The sequence below is a fragment of the Microcoleus sp. S13_C5 genome, from assembly GCF_036700845.1.
Lineage (GTDB): Bacteria > Cyanobacteriota > Cyanobacteriia > Cyanobacteriales > Microcoleaceae > Microcoleus.
This window is the reverse complement of the sequence record NZ_JAUBPR010000032.1, coordinates 26,209-44,427: the sequence shown is the minus strand read 5'-3', so window position 1 is coordinate 44,427 and position 18,219 is coordinate 26,209. Positions and strand designations below refer to the sequence as shown.

General features: G+C 45.3%; 13 protein-coding genes. 1 reads left to right on the top strand and 12 read right to left on the bottom strand.

Annotated elements, in window-relative coordinates; genetic code table 11:
- Positions 1-312: 312 nt before the first annotated feature.
- The gene (locus tag QUA04_RS11590; protein WP_333256970.1) at positions 313-1,644 is read left to right on the top strand and encodes a hemolysin family protein; all 1,332 of its coding nucleotides are present in this window, start codon (positions 313-315) and stop codon (positions 1,642-1,644) included.
- Between the two features lie 221 nt (positions 1,645-1,865).
- Here the strand turns inward: QUA04_RS11590 and QUA04_RS11585 are convergent, their stop codons facing one another.
- The 12 genes from QUA04_RS11585 to QUA04_RS11530 all read right to left on the bottom strand — a co-directional run bounded on the left by QUA04_RS11585 (position 1,866) and on the right by QUA04_RS11530 (position 18,045).
- Positions 1,866-3,197, bottom strand: a complete 1,332-nt coding sequence (locus QUA04_RS11585) for a hypothetical protein (RefSeq protein WP_333256967.1) — start codon at positions 3,195-3,197, stop codon at positions 1,866-1,868.
- Between the two features lie 6 nt (positions 3,198-3,203).
- Positions 3,204-4,529 (bottom strand): hypothetical protein, encoded by a 1,326-nt coding sequence (locus QUA04_RS11580; protein ID WP_333256964.1) that lies wholly within the window; start codon positions 4,527-4,529, stop codon positions 3,204-3,206.
- A gap of 13 nt (positions 4,530-4,542) precedes the next feature.
- The gene (locus tag QUA04_RS11575; protein WP_333256960.1) at positions 4,543-5,775 is read right to left on the bottom strand and encodes an SGNH/GDSL hydrolase family protein; all 1,233 of its coding nucleotides are present in this window, start codon (positions 5,773-5,775) and stop codon (positions 4,543-4,545) included.
- Positions 5,776-5,779: 4 nt separating this feature from the next.
- Complete coding sequence (locus tag QUA04_RS11570) at positions 5,780-5,944, bottom strand: DUF5989 family protein (protein ID WP_333256957.1); 165 nt, start codon at positions 5,942-5,944, stop codon at positions 5,780-5,782.
- Complete coding sequence (locus QUA04_RS11565; protein ID WP_333256954.1) at positions 5,945-6,361, bottom strand: SxtJ family membrane protein; 417 nt, start codon at positions 6,359-6,361, stop codon at positions 5,945-5,947.
- A 101-nt stretch (positions 6,362-6,462) separates the two neighbouring features.
- Positions 6,463-8,496, bottom strand: coding sequence for a carbamoyltransferase (locus tag QUA04_RS11560; protein WP_333256951.1), 2,034 nt, complete (start codon positions 8,494-8,496; stop codon positions 6,463-6,465).
- A 169-nt stretch (positions 8,497-8,665) separates the two neighbouring features.
- Entirely contained in the window at positions 8,666-9,151 is a 486-nt protein-coding gene (locus QUA04_RS11555) for a hypothetical protein (protein WP_333256948.1), read from the bottom strand.
- A 161-nt stretch (positions 9,152-9,312) separates the two neighbouring features.
- Positions 9,313-10,233, bottom strand: a complete 921-nt coding sequence (locus tag QUA04_RS11550; RefSeq protein ID WP_333256945.1) for an NAD(+) kinase — start codon at positions 10,231-10,233, stop codon at positions 9,313-9,315.
- A gap of 349 nt (positions 10,234-10,582) precedes the next feature.
- Complete coding sequence (locus QUA04_RS11545; RefSeq protein WP_333256942.1) at positions 10,583-12,265, bottom strand: hypothetical protein; 1,683 nt, start codon at positions 12,263-12,265, stop codon at positions 10,583-10,585.
- Positions 12,266-12,352: 87 nt separating this feature from the next.
- A complete protein-coding gene (gene cobN, locus QUA04_RS11540; RefSeq protein WP_333256940.1) occupies positions 12,353-16,258 on the bottom strand; it encodes a cobaltochelatase subunit CobN in 3,906 nt (1,301 codons plus the stop codon).
- Between the two features lie 192 nt (positions 16,259-16,450).
- Positions 16,451-17,311: an EamA family transporter gene (locus QUA04_RS11535; RefSeq protein WP_333256937.1), complete on the bottom strand. Its 861-nt coding sequence runs from the start codon at positions 17,309-17,311 to the stop codon at positions 16,451-16,453.
- Complete coding sequence (locus QUA04_RS11530) at positions 17,308-18,045, bottom strand: ABC transporter ATP-binding protein (RefSeq protein ID WP_333256934.1); 738 nt, start codon at positions 18,043-18,045, stop codon at positions 17,308-17,310. The genes QUA04_RS11535 and QUA04_RS11530 overlap by 4 nt, the downstream gene beginning before the upstream one ends.
- Positions 18,046-18,219 lie beyond the last annotated feature (174 nt).

The following is an 18,219-nucleotide window of genomic DNA, read 5'->3' as shown; positions in this document are numbered from 1 at the left end:
CACCCAAAGACGGATACAAGCCCCCGACTCAAGTTGTGAAGATCGAAGAATTTTAGACATTAGGGAAATCCCCCAGAGACTGGCTGCCGAGTCAATCTAAAATCTAAAATCTAAAATCTAAAATCGACTAACCGGGTCCTGTGACTGCACCCAAAGACGGATACAAGCCCCCGACTCAAGTTGTGAAGATCGAAGAATTTTAGACATTAGGGAAATCCCCCAGATACTGGCTGCCGAGTCAATCTAAAATCTAAAATCTAAAATCGACTAACCGGGCAGAGCGCTTCGCCGTTACTACCGAAAATTTTAGAAATGTCCCCAAGTACCGATATTCTGATTGTTCTCCTGCTAATTTTCCTCAATGGCTTGTTTGTGATGTCAGAGATGGCCATCATCTCAGTACGGAAGGTGAGACTGCAACAGATGGCAAACCAGGGTTCAACGAATGCCCGCGTAGCTTTGGATCTGGCTAATGCCCCAAATCAGTTCTTGCCGACAGTTCAAATCGGGATTACGCTGCTGGCTATTCTGTCGGGCGCTTTTGGAGAAACGACCATTGCTAAAAGAGTAGAGCCTTTGTTGCGGCTGATTCCTGCCCTGGCGCCCTACTCTCACACCATCGCCTCAGTCATCGCAATTTTAACCATAACTTATCTGACCATAATTATTGGCGAACTCGTGCCGAAGCGGCTGGCCCTCAACAACCCTGAGCCGATCGCTTCTAGCGTAGCAATTCCCATGCGAATGCTCTCCAAAATTGGCGCTCCTGCGGTTTATCTGTTAAGTTATTCCACTGACTTAGTGATGCGACTGATGAGGATATCGCCATCGACAGAACCGCAAGTTACAGAAGAGGAAATTAAAGTTTTAATCGAGCAAGGAACCGAAGCCGGAACCTTTGAAGAAGCCGAACAAGATATGGTGGAAAGAGTGTTTCGTTTGGGCGATCGGCGAGTCAGCGCCTTAATGACCCCGCGTCCCGATCTTACCTGGCTCGATCTCGAGGACTCAGTAGAAGAAAACCGCCAAAAAATGCTCGGCAGCGGTCATTCTCGGTTTCCGGTGTGTCAGGGAGGACTCGACAACGTTGTCGGTTTAGTACACGTTACTGATATGCTGTCTCGGACTTTAACTGGTCAACCCCTAGATTTAAGCGCTTCTTTACGGCGGCCTTTATTTGTACCGGAAAGCACGCGGGGGTTAAAAGTATTAGAACTTTTCAAACAATCTAGCAATCAAATTGCCTTGGTAGTAGACGAATACGGCGTCATTCAAGGATTGGTTACAGTCAACGACATTTTAGTCGAACTCGTTGGCGACTTTCCCTCGATTGAAGATGCTGACGAGCCGGAAGCCGTGCAGCGCGAAGACGGTTCTTGGCTGTTAGACGGAATGCTAGCAGTCGAAGATTTTTTTGAGATATTTGGAATCGAAGAGTTGTCAGCAGAACACAAAGGAAGTTACCACACAATGGGCGGTTTTGTGATTACAAATTTGGGCAAAATTCCCACAGCAGCCGAGCATTTTGAGTGGAACGGTTTGCGCGTGGAAGTAGTCGATATGGACGGCAACCGAGTTGATAAGATATTGGTAATGCCGCTCGACTCAGCGGGCGATCGATCTAGAACCGAACCAAAAACCTAAAAACCATTCGCCATAGTCAATTGTTCTCATCGGCCCAGATTAAAAGTACATTTCCTTCTTCTGGGGCGGGTTTGAGCAAAAATCTCGGCAATAATTCAAAATATAAATAAACCTACCTCCAGTCTCACGGTACATTTGAAGGTACATTGGGATTTACCGTGGGGTGGGGGCAGGTTTTTGAGATGGTTTCTTTAATTAGTTGATGGTTAGTGGAATCCCGCCTACTTCTTCTTTTTTCTTTCATCTTTCCGCAAAGATTCCAGAATAGAACGACCCACATAATTACTAAAAACTACCTCTCCAGCTTGATTGTAGTGACAGCAGCTATCTACATAAACAGCCTCTTTAGTCTTGTCAAAAACATTGACAGCATTCACTAGATTAATATTATTTTTTTCCAAATTAGGAAACTTTTTGAAAAGAGCCGGATATCCAATTTGCACAGCTTTAGCATAAGGAGTATCCTTGTTAAAAGCAATCTGCTTTTCGGCTTCACCAAACACTCTTTTCGTCTGATAATATTGATTAGGCTGAAGAACATGAAAATAAGGCACATTACTAGCAGACAGAACTTTGTGCATAAAGATTGAACTTTTTGCCCAATTCAACGCCATTTCTTTAAAAGCTACTGAATCCTGTAAAACTGACTTATTAGTATTGATATAAATAACGCTGCCACTGTCATCTTTTGTTTGTTTAGTTCGTTCTTTTTCAAACTTAATGACATCGGTTTTATAGTTATTAACTAGATTTTGAACGTAAACCGAAGTCAAAGCATCGCACGCAGCTAAATAGCAGTGTTGCAAACTTTCCAAACCCTGATTTATCCTAGCTTTATTTTCTTTAATTCTGAGAGTTGCTTGCATAGCCTTAGTAGAAAGGCTATTATTCGCCAAGCTAGTCAGCGGCAAAATATGCTGAATGCTTGGCATCGCCAAATCGACTTGATTTTTATTGTTTAAGTTAGAAAGTGCTACTTCATTAAAACCATCTATATTGACGACCAGATCCAGTTCTTGCCCTACAGCCAAAAAATAGTTTAAAATCAATAATTGCTGGGGTTGTTTATAGCCTCCTGTAGCAAAAGACAAAATTACAAATTCTTTATCTTTCAAACCCGGAAGCTGCTTGAGGTATTGAGGTAAAATTTTGTTTTGAACTTCAAAGATTCCATAATTAGAAGCCACCGAACCACCAAAAACTCCGATAATAAATTGATTCGGTTTAGTTTTTTTGAAAGGGTAATCGTAAGGAGAAATAAATCCATAATTATTGACTTTAAAACCAGGTCTAAAATCAGCGCTGGGTTTTTGAATAAACCCAAAAAAAGGATGAAACCTTTCAACAATAGACTCGTTCAGCCGGACTCCTTCTAAGTTAATTCCTAAAGCCGACTTATCTTGCACTTTTTCTCTAGTATAGAAAAATTGCTTGTGCTTGACAAAATACCATCCCAGGGAACCAAGTTCGAGGAAAACCAGTAAAAGCACTAAATTAATCAAAGTTATCTTGAGAAATTCTTGTCCTTTTGTGAGGAATTTTAAATCTTTCATAAATATTTATTTCGACTCTCTTACTACTTTAATAATGGAACTAGAAATATAGTTTGCCAATACTTCCTCTCCCACTGAATTATAATGACAGCACGCATCTTTGTAAACCGTTTCTTTTGTATTGTCTAAAATATTCACTGCGCTAAAAACATTAACCCCAGCTTTTTGCAAATCATCGACTTTCGACAACAATACCGGATAACCTTTTTTCACACCTTCGATGTAAGGACTCTTGTTGTCGATCGCGATTTCGTTTTCCTTTGCGGTAAACGCTCGCTTAGTGGGATAATACTGGTTGGGCTGGATAAAGTGAAAATACTTAATCTTTCTACTTGATAAAATTTGATTCATCCCGATCGACGATTGGTACCAGATCGATGCCATTTTGTCAAAAGCAGCGGCATCCTGCAAAACAAAGTCAGCTTTGGGAATATATACTATACCGCTACTTGCGGTGTCTGGGTTGGATTGTTTGACTTGTCGATCGTACTTGACAACGGCTTGCTGGTAATTGTTGAGTAATTGTTTCACCTGTAGCGAGGTAACAGCGTGACAAAAAGCAAGTTGACAAGTTTGCAATTTGTCAATACCTGCTTTCAATTGTTTTTTGTTTTCGTTGATTTTCACGATCGAACTCATCGCTTCCGGTGACAAGTTGTTGTTGGCTAAACCAGTCAGCGGCTGTATGTGCTGAACGCTGGGCATTCCTATTTCTACTTGGGCTTTGTTGTTTAAATTAGACAGTGCTACTTCGTTAAAACCGTCAATATTGATGACTAAATCTAATTCTTGACCCAAAGCCAGAAAGTAATTTAAAATTAATAATTGCTGGGGCTGCTTGTAGCCCCCATTGCCAAAATTTAAAACAATAATTTCCTTGTTGGCAAATTCTGGATAAGTCTTCAATTTGTTAGACAATCTACGAGTCACGTATTCATCAACTGCAAAATTATTCGCAACTGAACCCCCAAAAACTCCGATAATAACTTGATTTTTATTGGTTTTAACAAACGGATATTCGTACAGTGAAAAAAAGCCGTTTTTGTTGACTTTTAACTTTAATTTTTCATTGGTGAAAGCACCTTGTTTGAGTACATAGCCAAAAAGTGGGTGCAGTCTTTCTACGATAGATTCATCAAGTCTAATGCCACTCCTTTCAATATCTTCTACTACTTTTTCTTTGGCTTTAGTTCTGGTATAAAAAAACTGCTTTTGGTTGATAAAATAAAAAGCTAGCGACAAAGCTTCCAGACAAAGAAAGGCGATCACCAAATTAACCGCGATTATAATTAATATATTTTTGATTTTTTCGAGCGCCGTTGAATCTTTCATGAAATTTGACTGATTACGGTTGTTTTTTGGGGAGTTTAGACTGCTTCAATTGTTGGCACAAATTTCGGTTAATCAGGATACTGGCCAGCCGATGCCCGAGTTCATTCCAGTGACCCCCACAGGGTACAGAATTCTCAAAACCGTGGGCGCAGACTTGATATTTTTCAGTGTAACCTTGGATCTGTTCGGATAAATTCAGTACCCGAAAACCCTCGCGCGCGCCCAATTTTTCCAGCCGCCTATCGGGATAAAACAAATCCTGAATGTTGTTCTTTGTCATAAAATTTTTTCGCCGCTGCGCCTCTGGTCTAACTTGCATCGGATCGCCGATTGTCACAAGCAAGAAATCAGCATTTTTCTGCACGACTTCATTCCGCATAGTCACAATCAAACCCTCTGTCACCCTCCAAGCCTCTTGCCAATCTGCATTCTGAGGTTCCTTAAGGTTTTGGGTACTTAAAGTGGTAAAATCCTCAGATAACTCGCGCTTTTTCCTTTCTAAGTCTACTTTTTTAATGACCTGCAAAATGCGCGAATTGTTGACGAGAAAACTGGGCATCCTGTCTACAAATGAAACTGCTCTTTCGTTGCGATCTATCGGCGGCAGATTGCGAAAAGACATATCAGGTACTAACTTGCCGCTAGCATCATAAGCAAAAAATGGTCGGTAGCGATCGTATTCCAGTTTCGGAGAATTATTTATCACATCATTCCCAATAAAAAAAGCAAGAATTACAATATCAGGACTGTAATCCCACACTTTTTTTCGCAGCATAATTAATTCTTGAGCAGTACCGTAACCCTGCACGCCGAAATTGATGACCTCAACATTTTTCCGTCCCTTAACGGCCTCGCAGTTGCCTAACTTTCGTTCCAATTTCGACCAGAAAGTTTGTTCGACAGGTACGTGAATTGCTTCGGTGAAAGAATCGCCCAAAACCGCCACGCGCAAAGTATTTGGAGGTTTTGCTTTTGTATGTTCACGATCGCGCAAACCCTCGCTATTCACCTGCACAAAACTCGCACCTTCCCCATTCCACTCGCCCGAGGCACCAGGTTTCAGTTTCCAGCCCAAATTCGGATCGGAAGTGTGAAAACGAGTTGGCGCCGAGTCTACGAAATCTCCTATTTTTTGATAGCCTTCAATCCCCGCCGTCCGCAATCCAATTTCACCAATTATCACCCCCATCAATAAACCACCGAGTGTCAAACCTAAATTGACACCCAAATTCTTCAACTTGCTCATTCTTTCAAAACAGGGTGTAAATAAACGGAGCAATCACAGAACCGTGACTCAATACAATCAAAGCTCCCAAAAAGACTAAAGTCACAATTAACGGCAACAGCCAATACTTTTGGCGTTCTTTCATAAACGCCCACAAATCTTTGAGAAAGTCTAATGTTGATTCAAACACTTAGAAAGGACGCTCCATACTAACTTTTGTTCTTGCTTTACTTGGGACGCGGTAAGTATCCATTTTAGGATTCAGTTTGCGCCGCATTGCATCTTCGCCCAAAATGTTTTTGAGCACTCCCATCGGCCAAATTATCAGGTAAAAAACTATCCCTAGGACGATCGGCGTTTGGATTTTGTGGAGGATCAGTCCAAACCGCATCCACCCGTGATAAATGGGATTTAGCGATTTCGGCGCAACCAATGCTAGCACGATTAGGACTGCGCCGATTGCCCAGGGCAGCCAAAAGGGCAACCAAGGTATAGAATGTCTCCTCAGTAAAGGTACTAACCCGAACAGCACTGCAATCAGCCCGCCAATTAGCAGCCCGAAATCGCGCAGGCCTTTTTTATCGAGTTTCTTAATTTCGTCGCTCATTAGAAATGGGGAATGGGGAATTGGTTATTCGTTATTTGCTATTAGTTAGTTGTTATTGGTTATTCGCACTCTTCTAATAACCAATAACAACTAACTAATAACTAATCTAGTTCAAATTCATTTTTCCAAGCATCATCTTGTTTCCAAGGAATTTGTTCGGACTTGGGAAGCAAGTAATTTTCCAAAACCAGATAGTCCATTTCGGTTCGCATGAAACAGCGGTAAGCATCCTCTGGAGTGCAAACAATGGGTTCGCCTCGGACGTTGAAAGAAGTATTTACCACAATAGAACAGCCCGATCGCTTTTCAAAATGGCTGATTAAGTCATAGTAGCGAGGATTGGTTTCTTTGTGAACAGTTTGAATGCGAGCCGAGTAATCGACGTGGGTGACAGCCGGAATCTCGGAACGCGGAATGTTGAGCTTTTCAATGCCAAACAACTGCTCTTGTTCGGGAGTCATCGGAATACGGAGACTGGCTTTGACAGGTGCTACTAATAGCATATAAGGGCTGGAATGGTCAATCTCGAAATAATCCGCAACTCGTTCGGCTAAGATTGACGGCGCAAAAGGTCGAAATGATTCCCGATATTTAATTTTCAGGTTCATCACGGACTGCATTTTAGCACTGCGGGGATCGCCAATGATCGATCTACCGCCCAGAGCCCGCGGCCCAAATTCCATCCGCCCCTGGAACCATCCCACCACATTTCCCTGTTCCAAAATCTCAGCTAACTGTGGCATTAATTCAGCATCGTCCAATCGGTGATAGCTGGCTTTGACAGCATCCAAATATTCGAGAATTTCTGCGTCAGTAAACCTAGGGCCCAAATAAGAGCCGCGCATTTGATCGTGACAAGTTAAATGAGCAACAGACTTCGCCACAGTTGCCACCGCTTGGTTTGGAGTTAGAACTTCAGTCCTCTCCTCAACCGCTGCCACAGTTGCCACCGCTTGGTTTGTAGTTAGAACTTCAGTCCTCTCCTCAACCGCTGCGTTTGTAGTGACAAGTTCAGTTTTGAGGGATTCTATACTATTTGCTGTCGTGTTCGCGCTCACCGTGCGAGTTTGTTCGCAATACTGATACCAAATAGCCAAAGCCGCACCCAAAGCACCGCCCGCATCTCCCGCCGCCGGTTGAATCCAAATATCTTTGAAAATACCTTCCCGCAAGAGTCTGCCGTTAGCAACGCAGTTGAGAGCAACGCCGCCCGCAAGACAAAGATAATCGACATTCAATTCTTTTTTAACTGTTCTGCAAAGCCGCAAAACCACTTCTTCGGTAACAACTTGAATGGAAGCTGCAATGTCCATTTCTCGCTGAGTCAATTTTCCTTCAGCTTGGCGCGGCGGCCCTTCAAATAGTTCGTCAAACTTCTTGTTTGTCATGGTTAAGCCAACAGTATAGTTGAAATAATCCATGTTCAAACGGAAAGTTCCGTCATCTTTGAGGTCGATTAAATAGTTGAGAATCTTGTCTACATACTTGGGTTCGCCGTAAGGAGCTAAACCCATGAGTTTGTATTCGCCAGAGTTGACTTTGAAGCCGGTGTAATAGGTGAAAGCTGAATAAAGCAAACCCAAAGAGTGGGGAAAATCGATTTCCCACTCAGGTGTAAGTTGGTTCCCGTCTCCCAACCAAACCGAGGTTGTGGCCCACTCGCCCACGCCGTCGAGGCACAAAACGGCTGCTTTTTGAAACGGGCTGGGGAAAAATGCCGATGCTGCGTGGGATTGGTGGTGTTCGGTAAATAGCAGAGATGGCAGTTTATTCGTTTTACAGTTTGCTATTGCTGCCAGATCTCTTTTGAGCATGGTTTTGAGGTAAAGCTTTTCTTTGAGCCATATCGGCATGGCGGTTACGAAAGAGCGAAAACCTTCGGGTGCGTAGGCTAAATAGGTTTCGAGAAGGCGCTCGAATTTGACTAAAGGTTTGTCGTAAAAGACTATGTGATCGAGTTCCCGCAAATCTATGTTCCCTTCTTTCAGGCAATAAGCGATCGCATTCTTAGGGAATCTGGCGTCATGCTTTTTGCGGGAAAATCTTTCTTCCTGCGCTGCTGCTATAATTTCTCCGTCGCGAATTAAGGCTGCGGCGCTGTCGTGATAGTACGCCGAGATTCCAAGTATGTTCATCGCTCTCCTCACAAATCGCAATGCGTTTGCTTTTGACTATTTAGAATAGCTAACGATTATAGCTGCTTCAGTGCTGATTGGGAATTGAATTTTGTGATCGCCTCTAATTTTACCTGGATCGATGTCGGTGCGCCGCCCGACGGGGATCGAGTGTTAGAGAGCATTTAAGCTAGCGCCGGCTTATCCTGCGCCCCCAAGCTCTGAAGTAAGTTACTACCGGGAATTGATAAAATTCACCTACCAACCACAGCACGATGCCTAAATGGGACAAAAAAGCTAACCCTGTCCAAGCTACGGGTAGCCACGACAACCGGCTGCCGGGAACCGGGGGAAAATAGTAAGCTGAAAGTCCCAGCAAGGTAGTGGGAAGGAAAATTAGACCAAGAGCCGCTGCAAAGTAGGGCCATCCGAATTCTACGCCTTCGAGGTGGGCTCCTATCCACCGTTTACCGTTCCAGTGCCAAGTTACGGGCGGTTGGCGATCGGCCATTTGGAGCGATTGTCTTTCAACGCTTGCGGTATAAATGTGCTGGCAGAAGTTGCAAGCTAGGGCGTCCATCAGCGCTAGGGTGGAAATTTGACCGGTGCGGCACACGGGACAGGGATATGTATCTTGAGGGTTGAAAGGTCGGGTTGATTTTTTGGAAATCTGCATAGATCAGGCTGTTTGTCAAGATATTGAGAGATCTTAACAAAGTACAGAGATTATGGGTTGGCTGATGGCGGTTTTTGTATCTAGATTGTTGGTGATTTAACAGGTTTTTTCACGCTTACGTGTCCCAGGGGTTAATGCAGTTTCATGGTGGATGATTCGGATTAATTGCGGTGATTGTTGCTGTACCGAATTCTGGCTCCTGCCCAGTGAAGTTTTTCCCTCAAAGTGTTGAAATAAGAATAGTTTTCCCGCAAAATGATAAACTTGGCTTCGCAGTCTGCCCTCCGCACGTCTACGCGCTGTCCTGGCCAAATTGCAGTACCCAAAATGCCGTCTGTCCAGAGTTTGGTACTGAGTTCGTAATCTGCTAAAGGCCAAATGCTGACGACTGAACCGGGCGGCAGGACGATCGCCCGACTCGATAAACTCAAAGGGCAAATCGGAGTAACTGCGATCGCCTCCATTCCCGAGTGCATAATCGGCCCGTTGGCAGATGCGGTGTAGCAAGTCGAACCGGTGGGAGTTGCCACAATTAAACCGTCGCCTTGATATTGATCGACTACTTCGCCGTCAACTTCCATTTCTAGAATACAGCTCGGCATTCGATCGGCTGAAGCAGGTTTGACACACATTTCATTTAGTGCCAAAAATCGATCGCTTTGGGGTTCGAGATTGCTTCTGTTTCCCTCAAAAACTGTTGCCTGCAACATCATCCGCTTCTGCACAGCATACCTATCTTCCGAAAGTCTGTCCCAAATCTCCTCAGTATTTTGGAAATCCTCAAAAGACTCGGTTAAAAAGCCCAGATGTCCCCCCACATTCGCTGCCAAAATCGGGATGCCGTCAGCAGCCAAATTCCGTGCCGCAGCTAGGGCCGTACCGTCGCCGCCCAGCACCACGGCTAAATCAATTGGGCTGTTACTAGAAGCTAAAAACACCGGATACGGGTTATCTTTCGCGCCACTGGGCCCCATTAAAACCTGACACCCGCGACTTTCTAATTGGCGGGCACACTGTTCTGCCCACCGCTGGCTGAGGGTATCTCTGGCTTTGTGGGCAATAATTACTTGTTTTAGTTGCACAACCTATCGATTTTAGATTTTAGATTTTGGATTTGGGATAGTTAGATTTTAGAGTGAGCTCACAATCTATCGATTTTGGATTTTTGATTGTTAGATTTTAGGCTGAGTGAAATATCTTAAAATGTTCGATCGCACAAATTGGTTTTGGACATCAGGTTAGATTTTAAACTATTTTTGAGCATTGCGAGGCAGAGCCTGTGGATCTGCGTTACCAGGATTTGCCTGGTAAAAAGAAAGCCGGGAATAAGAAATATTATTATGACTGCATTTCCACATCTTCCTTCTTCCTTCTTCCTTCTATCCTTTACATCCGTTACATCCGTGGAGCGAATCCGTTGCCGAACTTCCTTCACCCGTCGCTGCGACTGGATTTGGGCCGTGGCCAGATAATGCTGGAATCGGCCGCGAGTAGGCGAGAAACTGCGATCGCCCCAAAGCGGTTGAGGTGGCTGGGGTCAAAAAAATAGTCGTTACGGCCCGGCCACCGCTGCGACAAGTCGCGGAAAGCGAAGCCTTTTTGCCGCGAGAGTTGCTGCATTCGCTGGCGGAACTGCTGTTCTGCCCACAGGCGAGTTCCATCTAAGTAGTCGTCGGTGAGGGGCAAATTGACGAAAATCAGGGGAATTTTGCGAGCTTTGGTAAATGCTACAACTGAATTAAAGGCTGTTGCTTGTGTGCCTCCGAGGTTGAAGTTTTCGTAGTCGCGATCGTACTGGCCTGAAACGTAAGCGCGTTCTCGATAATAAGTGTTGGGGTTGTAAGTGCCCGACATAGCCATGAATCCGTTGGAGTCGATCGAATCTGCCAATTCGCTGACTTGCCTCATTGCTACTCTTGTCCGCCGCGAGACTGGAATCAATTGTGCTTTTTGGGTTGCTGCATCCGCTGCGATCGGTTTTACCTCATAATATTTTGCAGCATTTGAGGCAACGGGCAAGATGCCCGTTCCACGAGACAGGAATTTGATTGTGGGGAGGAGGGGTTGGGCATCTTGCCAGCCTGCAGCATTTGAGGGAACGGGCATCTTGCCCGTTCCACTGGACAGGAATTTGATTGTGGGGTGGGCCCCTGATCCCGTCCTGAAAGGTCGATCGACAGATGCCAATGCTTTGCGGAAAGTGTTGTTAGCGCAGGGCTGCGGGAATCTGTAACACAGCGGAATCTCGTTGGGTTCATCCGACGGCAGTTCGGGGCGAATGCCTGCTGCTAAAAGTTGGCTGCCTTCAGAATCGACGATCGAATTAAAAGTGCGATCGTCCCGGCCGCTGTTAAATCCGCGCACACCATCCGCCCAGACAATCATTTGAGGCAAATGACCGGGCTTCAAAAGCCGCCGCAGTTGAAAGTCAACTACTTGTGCAGTTGCGCCATTGACTGAAAAGTTAAATATTTTTAAGCCCGGACGGCCATTTTGGACCAAAGATTGTTTTAGCTGTTTGGGATCGACGCCCTGCAATGCCCGGGAACTACCGACAATCAAAACATCTGGTGGCCCGACGGCAGCAACGTAGGATAGGTAAAGTTCGAGTTGTTCGTTGAGTAAATCGCTGCTGAAGCTGACTGTACTGGCTTGCGATCGGGTTGCGCCCGCTTGCTGTTGGGAATAAACCAGGTTTCTCATGTACTCGATTACTTTTTTCTCCGCAAACGCCCGTCTGGGACTGCCTGGGGGAACCGCTTGCATCCAGGCGACGGCCTGCACCCACAGGGCGGCTACTTCGTCCCAGTCTTGTTGTGAATTGGCTGATTGAGCCAAATTAGAAGCTTGGGTGGCAAAGTTAACTGCCTCCGTGAAGCCATCGTTTTGGGGGCATGAAGAAACGCTGAGGGATTTTTGGGTTTGGTTGGCGTTTTTAGCTAACAGAGGCGTTGACGACTGCGCTAGGACTGGGGATTCGATCGAACCCGATGGCGCTGCGGTGTTGGGCGGCTTGGGGGGGGAAGATCCGACTGTTAGCGCGAGCACGGCGGCAGCGGCACAGGTACGTTTTAAGATGCTGGTACTGAGGCTAGCAATGTAGCGGCGAATCATACAGCTTTCACCGTGGGCAAAATATTACTAGATATTACCGCAAACTGCCTTTGGTCTCCAGCCGCGATCGTGACGTTAATTGCGTATTTATGTATGGGATTCGATGACTGCTTCGGCTTGCAGGGCGATCGACCTCAATTTATCCAATGTATCCTGGTTCGCACTCTGCCACAACCCTCGCTGACGAGCTTCTAGCAATCTTTCCGCCATATCTCGCAGTGCCCAAGGATTGTTTTCTTGAATAAATGTCTGCACTTTCTCATCAAAAATGTAAGCCTCTGCGATTCCTTCATACATAAAATCCTCTACACAATTTGCCGTAGCATCGTAAGCAAACAAAAAATCAACAGTTGCTGCAATTTCAAAAGCACCTTTATAACCGTGTCGCATCGCACCTTCTATCCATTTGGGATTCACAGCCCTGCTGCGATAAACCCGCGCAATTTCTTCCCGCAGTTGCCGCACTTTCGGCTTCTCGGGAATCGAGTTGTCTCCGAAATAGGTTTCAGGATTTTTGCCTTGCAAATTGCGAATTGCGGCTGTCATTCCCCCTTGGAATTGATAATAATCATCCGAGTCGAGGATGTCGTGTTCGCGGTTGTCTTGGTTTTGCAGAACTATTTGCATTTGGCAGAGGCGTTTTTCAAATGCTTCGGGTGCAGAACATCCCCATTCACTCTGTTTAACTCCTGCTACATCTCCCGGCAAATTTGAGGAACTAGAGGAGGTATAGGCATAACTGCTCCAATTAATGTAAGCTTTTGCTAAATCGCTGTCGTCTGTCCAGTTTTGAGCTTCAATTATGCCTTGAAGTCCTGCGCCGTAAGCACCCGGTTTTGAGCCAAAGACTCGAAATTGCGATCGCCCTTGCGCCTCTTCCTGACTCAAACCTGTAGATTCCCAATACAGAATCTCCGCTTTAACTTGTGCCGCCAAAGGGTTGTTTTCAGCCGATTCGTCTAAATCTGCCACAGCTTTTACCGCACTGTCAAACAAATCAATTAAATTAAAAAAAGCATCGCGAAAAAAGCCAGAAATTCGCAAAGTAACATCAACGCGCGGCCGCCCCAAAACAGAAACTGGCAAGATTTCAAAATCTACAACCCGGCGCGAAGGGCCATCCCAAACTGGTTGAACTCCTATCAGCGCCAAGGCTTCTGCGATGTCGTCTCCCCCCGTTCGCATGGTGGATGTTCCCCACACTGACAAACCCAAAGTTTTCGGATATTCGCCGTTTTCTTGGGTGTATCTTTCGATTAAAGTTTCAGCAGCAACCCTGCCAACTCTCCAGGCGGTTTCTGTGGGAATGGCGCGAATATCTACTGAGTAAAAATTCCGACCGGTGGGCAATACATCTGGTCGGCCGCGCGTGGGCGCGCCGGATGCGCCGCTTGGTATGTGCCGCCCATCTAGTCCGCGCAAAAGGTTGGTAATTTCTTGGTTTGTTTGGAGGAGTGAAGGTAAAAGATAGTTATTTATCCAGTCTAATTCTTGTTGGGTGGCTTGTCCTACTTGGATATTTTTAACCGCAGATGAACGCGGATGAACGCGGATGTTTTCGATTAAGTTATCTACTAATTCAGCGGCTTTTTCTTCGAGTTCTGCTGTTAAATCGCCTGCTGTGCGGTGCTGAATTATCGACGTTGGATCGCAGGTTAAGGGGTCGAAATCGTAGCCTGAATCTTCTGCTAGGGCGCGGGTTAAGCCCGATCGCCCGTTGGTGGGGTGGCGGGCGATCGCAATTATCAAATCTCTCAACTGTCTACCTTCGGGACACTGCCCGAAAATGTGCAATCCGTCGCGGATTTGGGATTCTTTGAGTTCGCAAAGATAGCCGTCTGTGCGGGTGATAAATTCTGTAAATTCCGATTTATTGAGTTGTATTCCTAAGTCTTTATCTAAGTTTTCTTTGTTGGTGAGGGCGAGAATGCGATCGCGAATCATGGGCAATCTGGACGGATCTAAACTTTGGGCTTCGCAATACTCATCAATTAAGGTTTCCAACTGCTGCAAAGGCCCGTAGAGTTCGGCGCGAGTCATCGGCGGTGTCAGGTGGTCGATAATCACAGCTTGCGATCGTCTTTTTGCTTGGGAACCTTCCCCCGGATCGTTGACAATGAAGGGATAGAAATTTGGCAGCGCACCTAATGCTACTTCTGGATAACATTTGTTAGACAATGCTATACTTTTACCGGGAAGCCATTCTAAATTGCCGTGTTTTCCCGCATGAATTATAGCGTCAATTCCCAACTTTTCTCGCAGCCAATAATAGTAAGCCAGATAATTGTGAGTGGGTTCTAAGTCGGGGGCGTGATAATTTAATGCGGGGTCAAGTTCATATCCCCGCGAGGGTTGAATTCCTACAAATACATTACCGAACTGAATCCCCGGAATCGGAAAAGACGTATTGTTACTTATAAAATCTTGTGCATAGCTTCCGGGAAGCCCCCATCTTTTACAAATCCCATCTTGCACTTCCTGCGGCAAACTAGCAAAATATTCTTCATATTCTGCCAAATCCAAAGATTGATGAACAGGCCGCAATTCGCATCCTTCCGGGTCATTTGTTACGCCCGAAGTCAAAAGTTCAATTAACTCGTTGCCGCTAGCGGGTAGGTTTTCAATTTGATACCCAGCTTCCTGCATAGCTTTGAGGATTTCGACACAGCTAGCGGGTGTATCTAAGCCGACACCGTTGGCTAAGCGGGCGTTGCGAGTGGGGTAATTTGCTAGAATTATAGCGATGCGTCTGTTGGCGGCTGGGGTTTGTTTCATTTTCACCCAATTCGCGGTTAAATCTGCTACAAATTGAATGCGATCGCCCGCTGCTACATAGCCTACTACATCTGTTTCTAATTCGCTGTTCCAAGTCTGTACCGCTTTAAAAGAAACAGCCCTACTAATGATTTTTCCGTCTACTTCCGGCAATGCTACATTCATGGCCACATCGCGGGGCGAAAGTCCCTGAAGTTCCGTTTCCCACTGTTCCAAACCGCCACCGCTGAAGATTGCTTGCAATACAGGAACGTCTAAGGATTTTAAACTATTTTGTTCCGGTTCTTGACTGCTGAAACCGGAGACTGCAAAACTTGTGGTGTTGAGCAATAATTGAATGGGTTCTGATTCTTTTGGCTGGAAATATTCCAGCAATTCTATTTGCAAATCCGGTTCCCGAAGAGAAGACACAAAGACGGGAACTGGTACTAAGTTTCGCTCTGCTAGAGCTTGACAAAGTGCATCAATTGGTGCTAAGTTTCCTGATAAATAATGAGCGCGATAAAATAAAATTCCGACTTTAGCAAGGGTTGGTAAACCCAGAAATTCCCCCCAACCCTCCTTCATAAGGGGGGAGGCAGAAGTTGTCAAAGTCCCCCTTCTATCGGGGGATGGAGGGGGATCTGAATCGGGTTGTAAAGTTGCAAAACACGCCCGCGCCTGTCCGCCCCATTCGTAAATTCCGACGCGGGAAACTGTTTGAGGTAGCGGTGGATTGTAAGCAGTTTTCAGGCAAGTATCGGCGGCAAATTTGAGGGCGTTAACAAAGTTTTGGACTCCGCCTTCTGTAAAGTAGCGCCACAGTTTATTGACGGCTGATAGCGATACATTTGAATGGCTGATTAAATCTGGATCTGGACTGTCTTCTCCCGGCATTACAATCAGTGAGGCGTTAGTTTTCTGCACCGTTTCCCGCAGAATCTCTAACCCGTAAGACCAATAAGAACGCCCTCCTAAAAGTCTTAAGATTATGACCTCTGCGCGTTCTAAAACTTCCTCGGCATAAGTATCAATTGTTAGTTGTTGCTGCAACTGAAGCAGGTTTACTGCCCGCACTTTGGGAAATTTTGCCGGCATTTTGGAGGCGGCGGCTGCGAGAGTTTGAATGTCGGTGTCAGCAGCACTAATAAATACTATTGGTGCTGGGGTTTGCTGAATAAAAATTACTCCTTCTGATTGAGGGTTCCAACCTCCGGGTGTGGCGGCTATTTTGTGCATTAATTTTTTTTATCTTAATAAATAGTGAGAGAAACTGCGATCGCCCTTACTATAACATGACTTATACATAAATAAAGGCTAGGGCGTGTTTGCCAACCCGGACATTCCCGCCCATCCGAGAGAGGGGGGACCCGGGGGAACCGCCCCTACATTCGGGGGGAGAATGAGCGTCAAAGTCCCGGAAATCTCAACCTATAAACTGATAAATAAAACTCCCAAAATCATTATTCCCGCCCCTAATAATCTTTCTTGAATATCTTTTTCCTTAAAAATGAAATGACCGAACAATACACCCATTAACACGCTAGTACGCTTAATCGCGATCACTCGCACTACGAAAGTTAATGTCAAAGCTTGCATTTGAAAAATTATTCCAGTAGCATTGATAAACCCCATAGCAGCTAGCATTGGTAATTGTTTGAGAATTTGTCGCCCTGGATTTGGGGTTTTGTGCAATAAAACTGGCAGTAGCAAAACACTCATTGTACCAAACAAAGAAAATACCCAAAAAATAGGGTAGGAATTTGTAACTCCTATTTTGTCAAAATTGGCGGCAATACTCCATAGTAATGCGACGATTAACATCAATTTGGGTCCGGGTTCATCCAGCAGTGCTTTGAATGGGGCTAAATATCCTTTAGATTTCTCTTTGATATTTAATAAATAAGAGCCGGATACGATTAGTAAAATGCCAATATAATCAAAAAATTTTGGATATTCACCGACAATTAACGGTGAAGTTACCAACATGAATAATGGTGTCAAAGCTACCAGCGGTAGTGTCAGGGATAAATCTGATAGTTTGATGGCTTTGATGTAGAGGAGGGCTGTGACAGCGTTGATGCTACCTCCGATTAGTAGGGCGAGCCAAAATTGAGAGTTTAATGCCGGAATTCCTGTATAAAGTACCCAGGGAATCAAACAGATGACTGAAAAAAATGAGAAAGACCAAGCGACGACATATTCGTCACTTTTTTTGAGGTTTTGTTTGCCAAAAACGTCTTTGACGGCTTCAAAGAAAGCGGTCAAGATTCCTAAAATTAACCAAGTCAACCTAAATATGCGCTCCTGACTCGCTCGTCGTTTAGCAAATCCGCTCCCATACCTGTGAGGGTAATATTACCAGCTTCTAGTACGTAACCCCGATCGGCAATTTGCAGTGCTAAACTGGCGTTTTGTTCGACTAAAAGGATTGTAACGCCTGTGGAGCGGAGGTTTTGAATGATTCCGAAAATTTCTTTGACGATCGCAGGTGCTAAGCCTAAACTGGGTTCGTCTAATAATAGCAGTTTCGGGCGCGACATCAGCGCACGGGCTATCGCCAGCATTTGCTGTTCCCCGCCGCTGAGGGTTCCTGCTAGCTGGCGGCGCCTTTCTGCTAAGCGCGGAAATATCTCAAATTGGCGCTCTAAATCGGCTTTTACTGCTGCCGAGTCCGATCGAATATAGGCCCCTAATTCTAAGTTAGTCAACACGGTTTGCTGCGCCAAAACCCGCCGCCCTTCTGGACTGTGGGCGATTCCCAATTTCACAACTTCGTGAGCTTGGCGGCGGCTAATGTCGCGCCCGTTATAAATAATTTGTCCTTGGTGTATATTAACTATTTTAGAAATAGCCCTGAGTGTGGTACTTTTGCCCGCACCGTTGGCGCCGATGAGACTGACAACCTCGCCCGCATTAATCGTGAGATTAATATTTTGTATGGCTTGAATGCCACCATAATTTACAGAAAGATTCTTGAGTTCTAAGAGGAGGTTTTGGGTTGTTTTGGGTGGGCTGTCGTGCATTTTAGGTGACTTGATTGTTGATAACAAAACTGTCTCTTTTCCAGCAGTCCGCCAGGGGTTGAAACCCCTGGCTCATAGCTGAAGTTCTCGCTATGAGGACTGGAAGATTCATTTAAGGCTAACTATTAATTTTACTCGTTCCCCGGCTCGGGCTGGGAACGCATATCGAGAGGC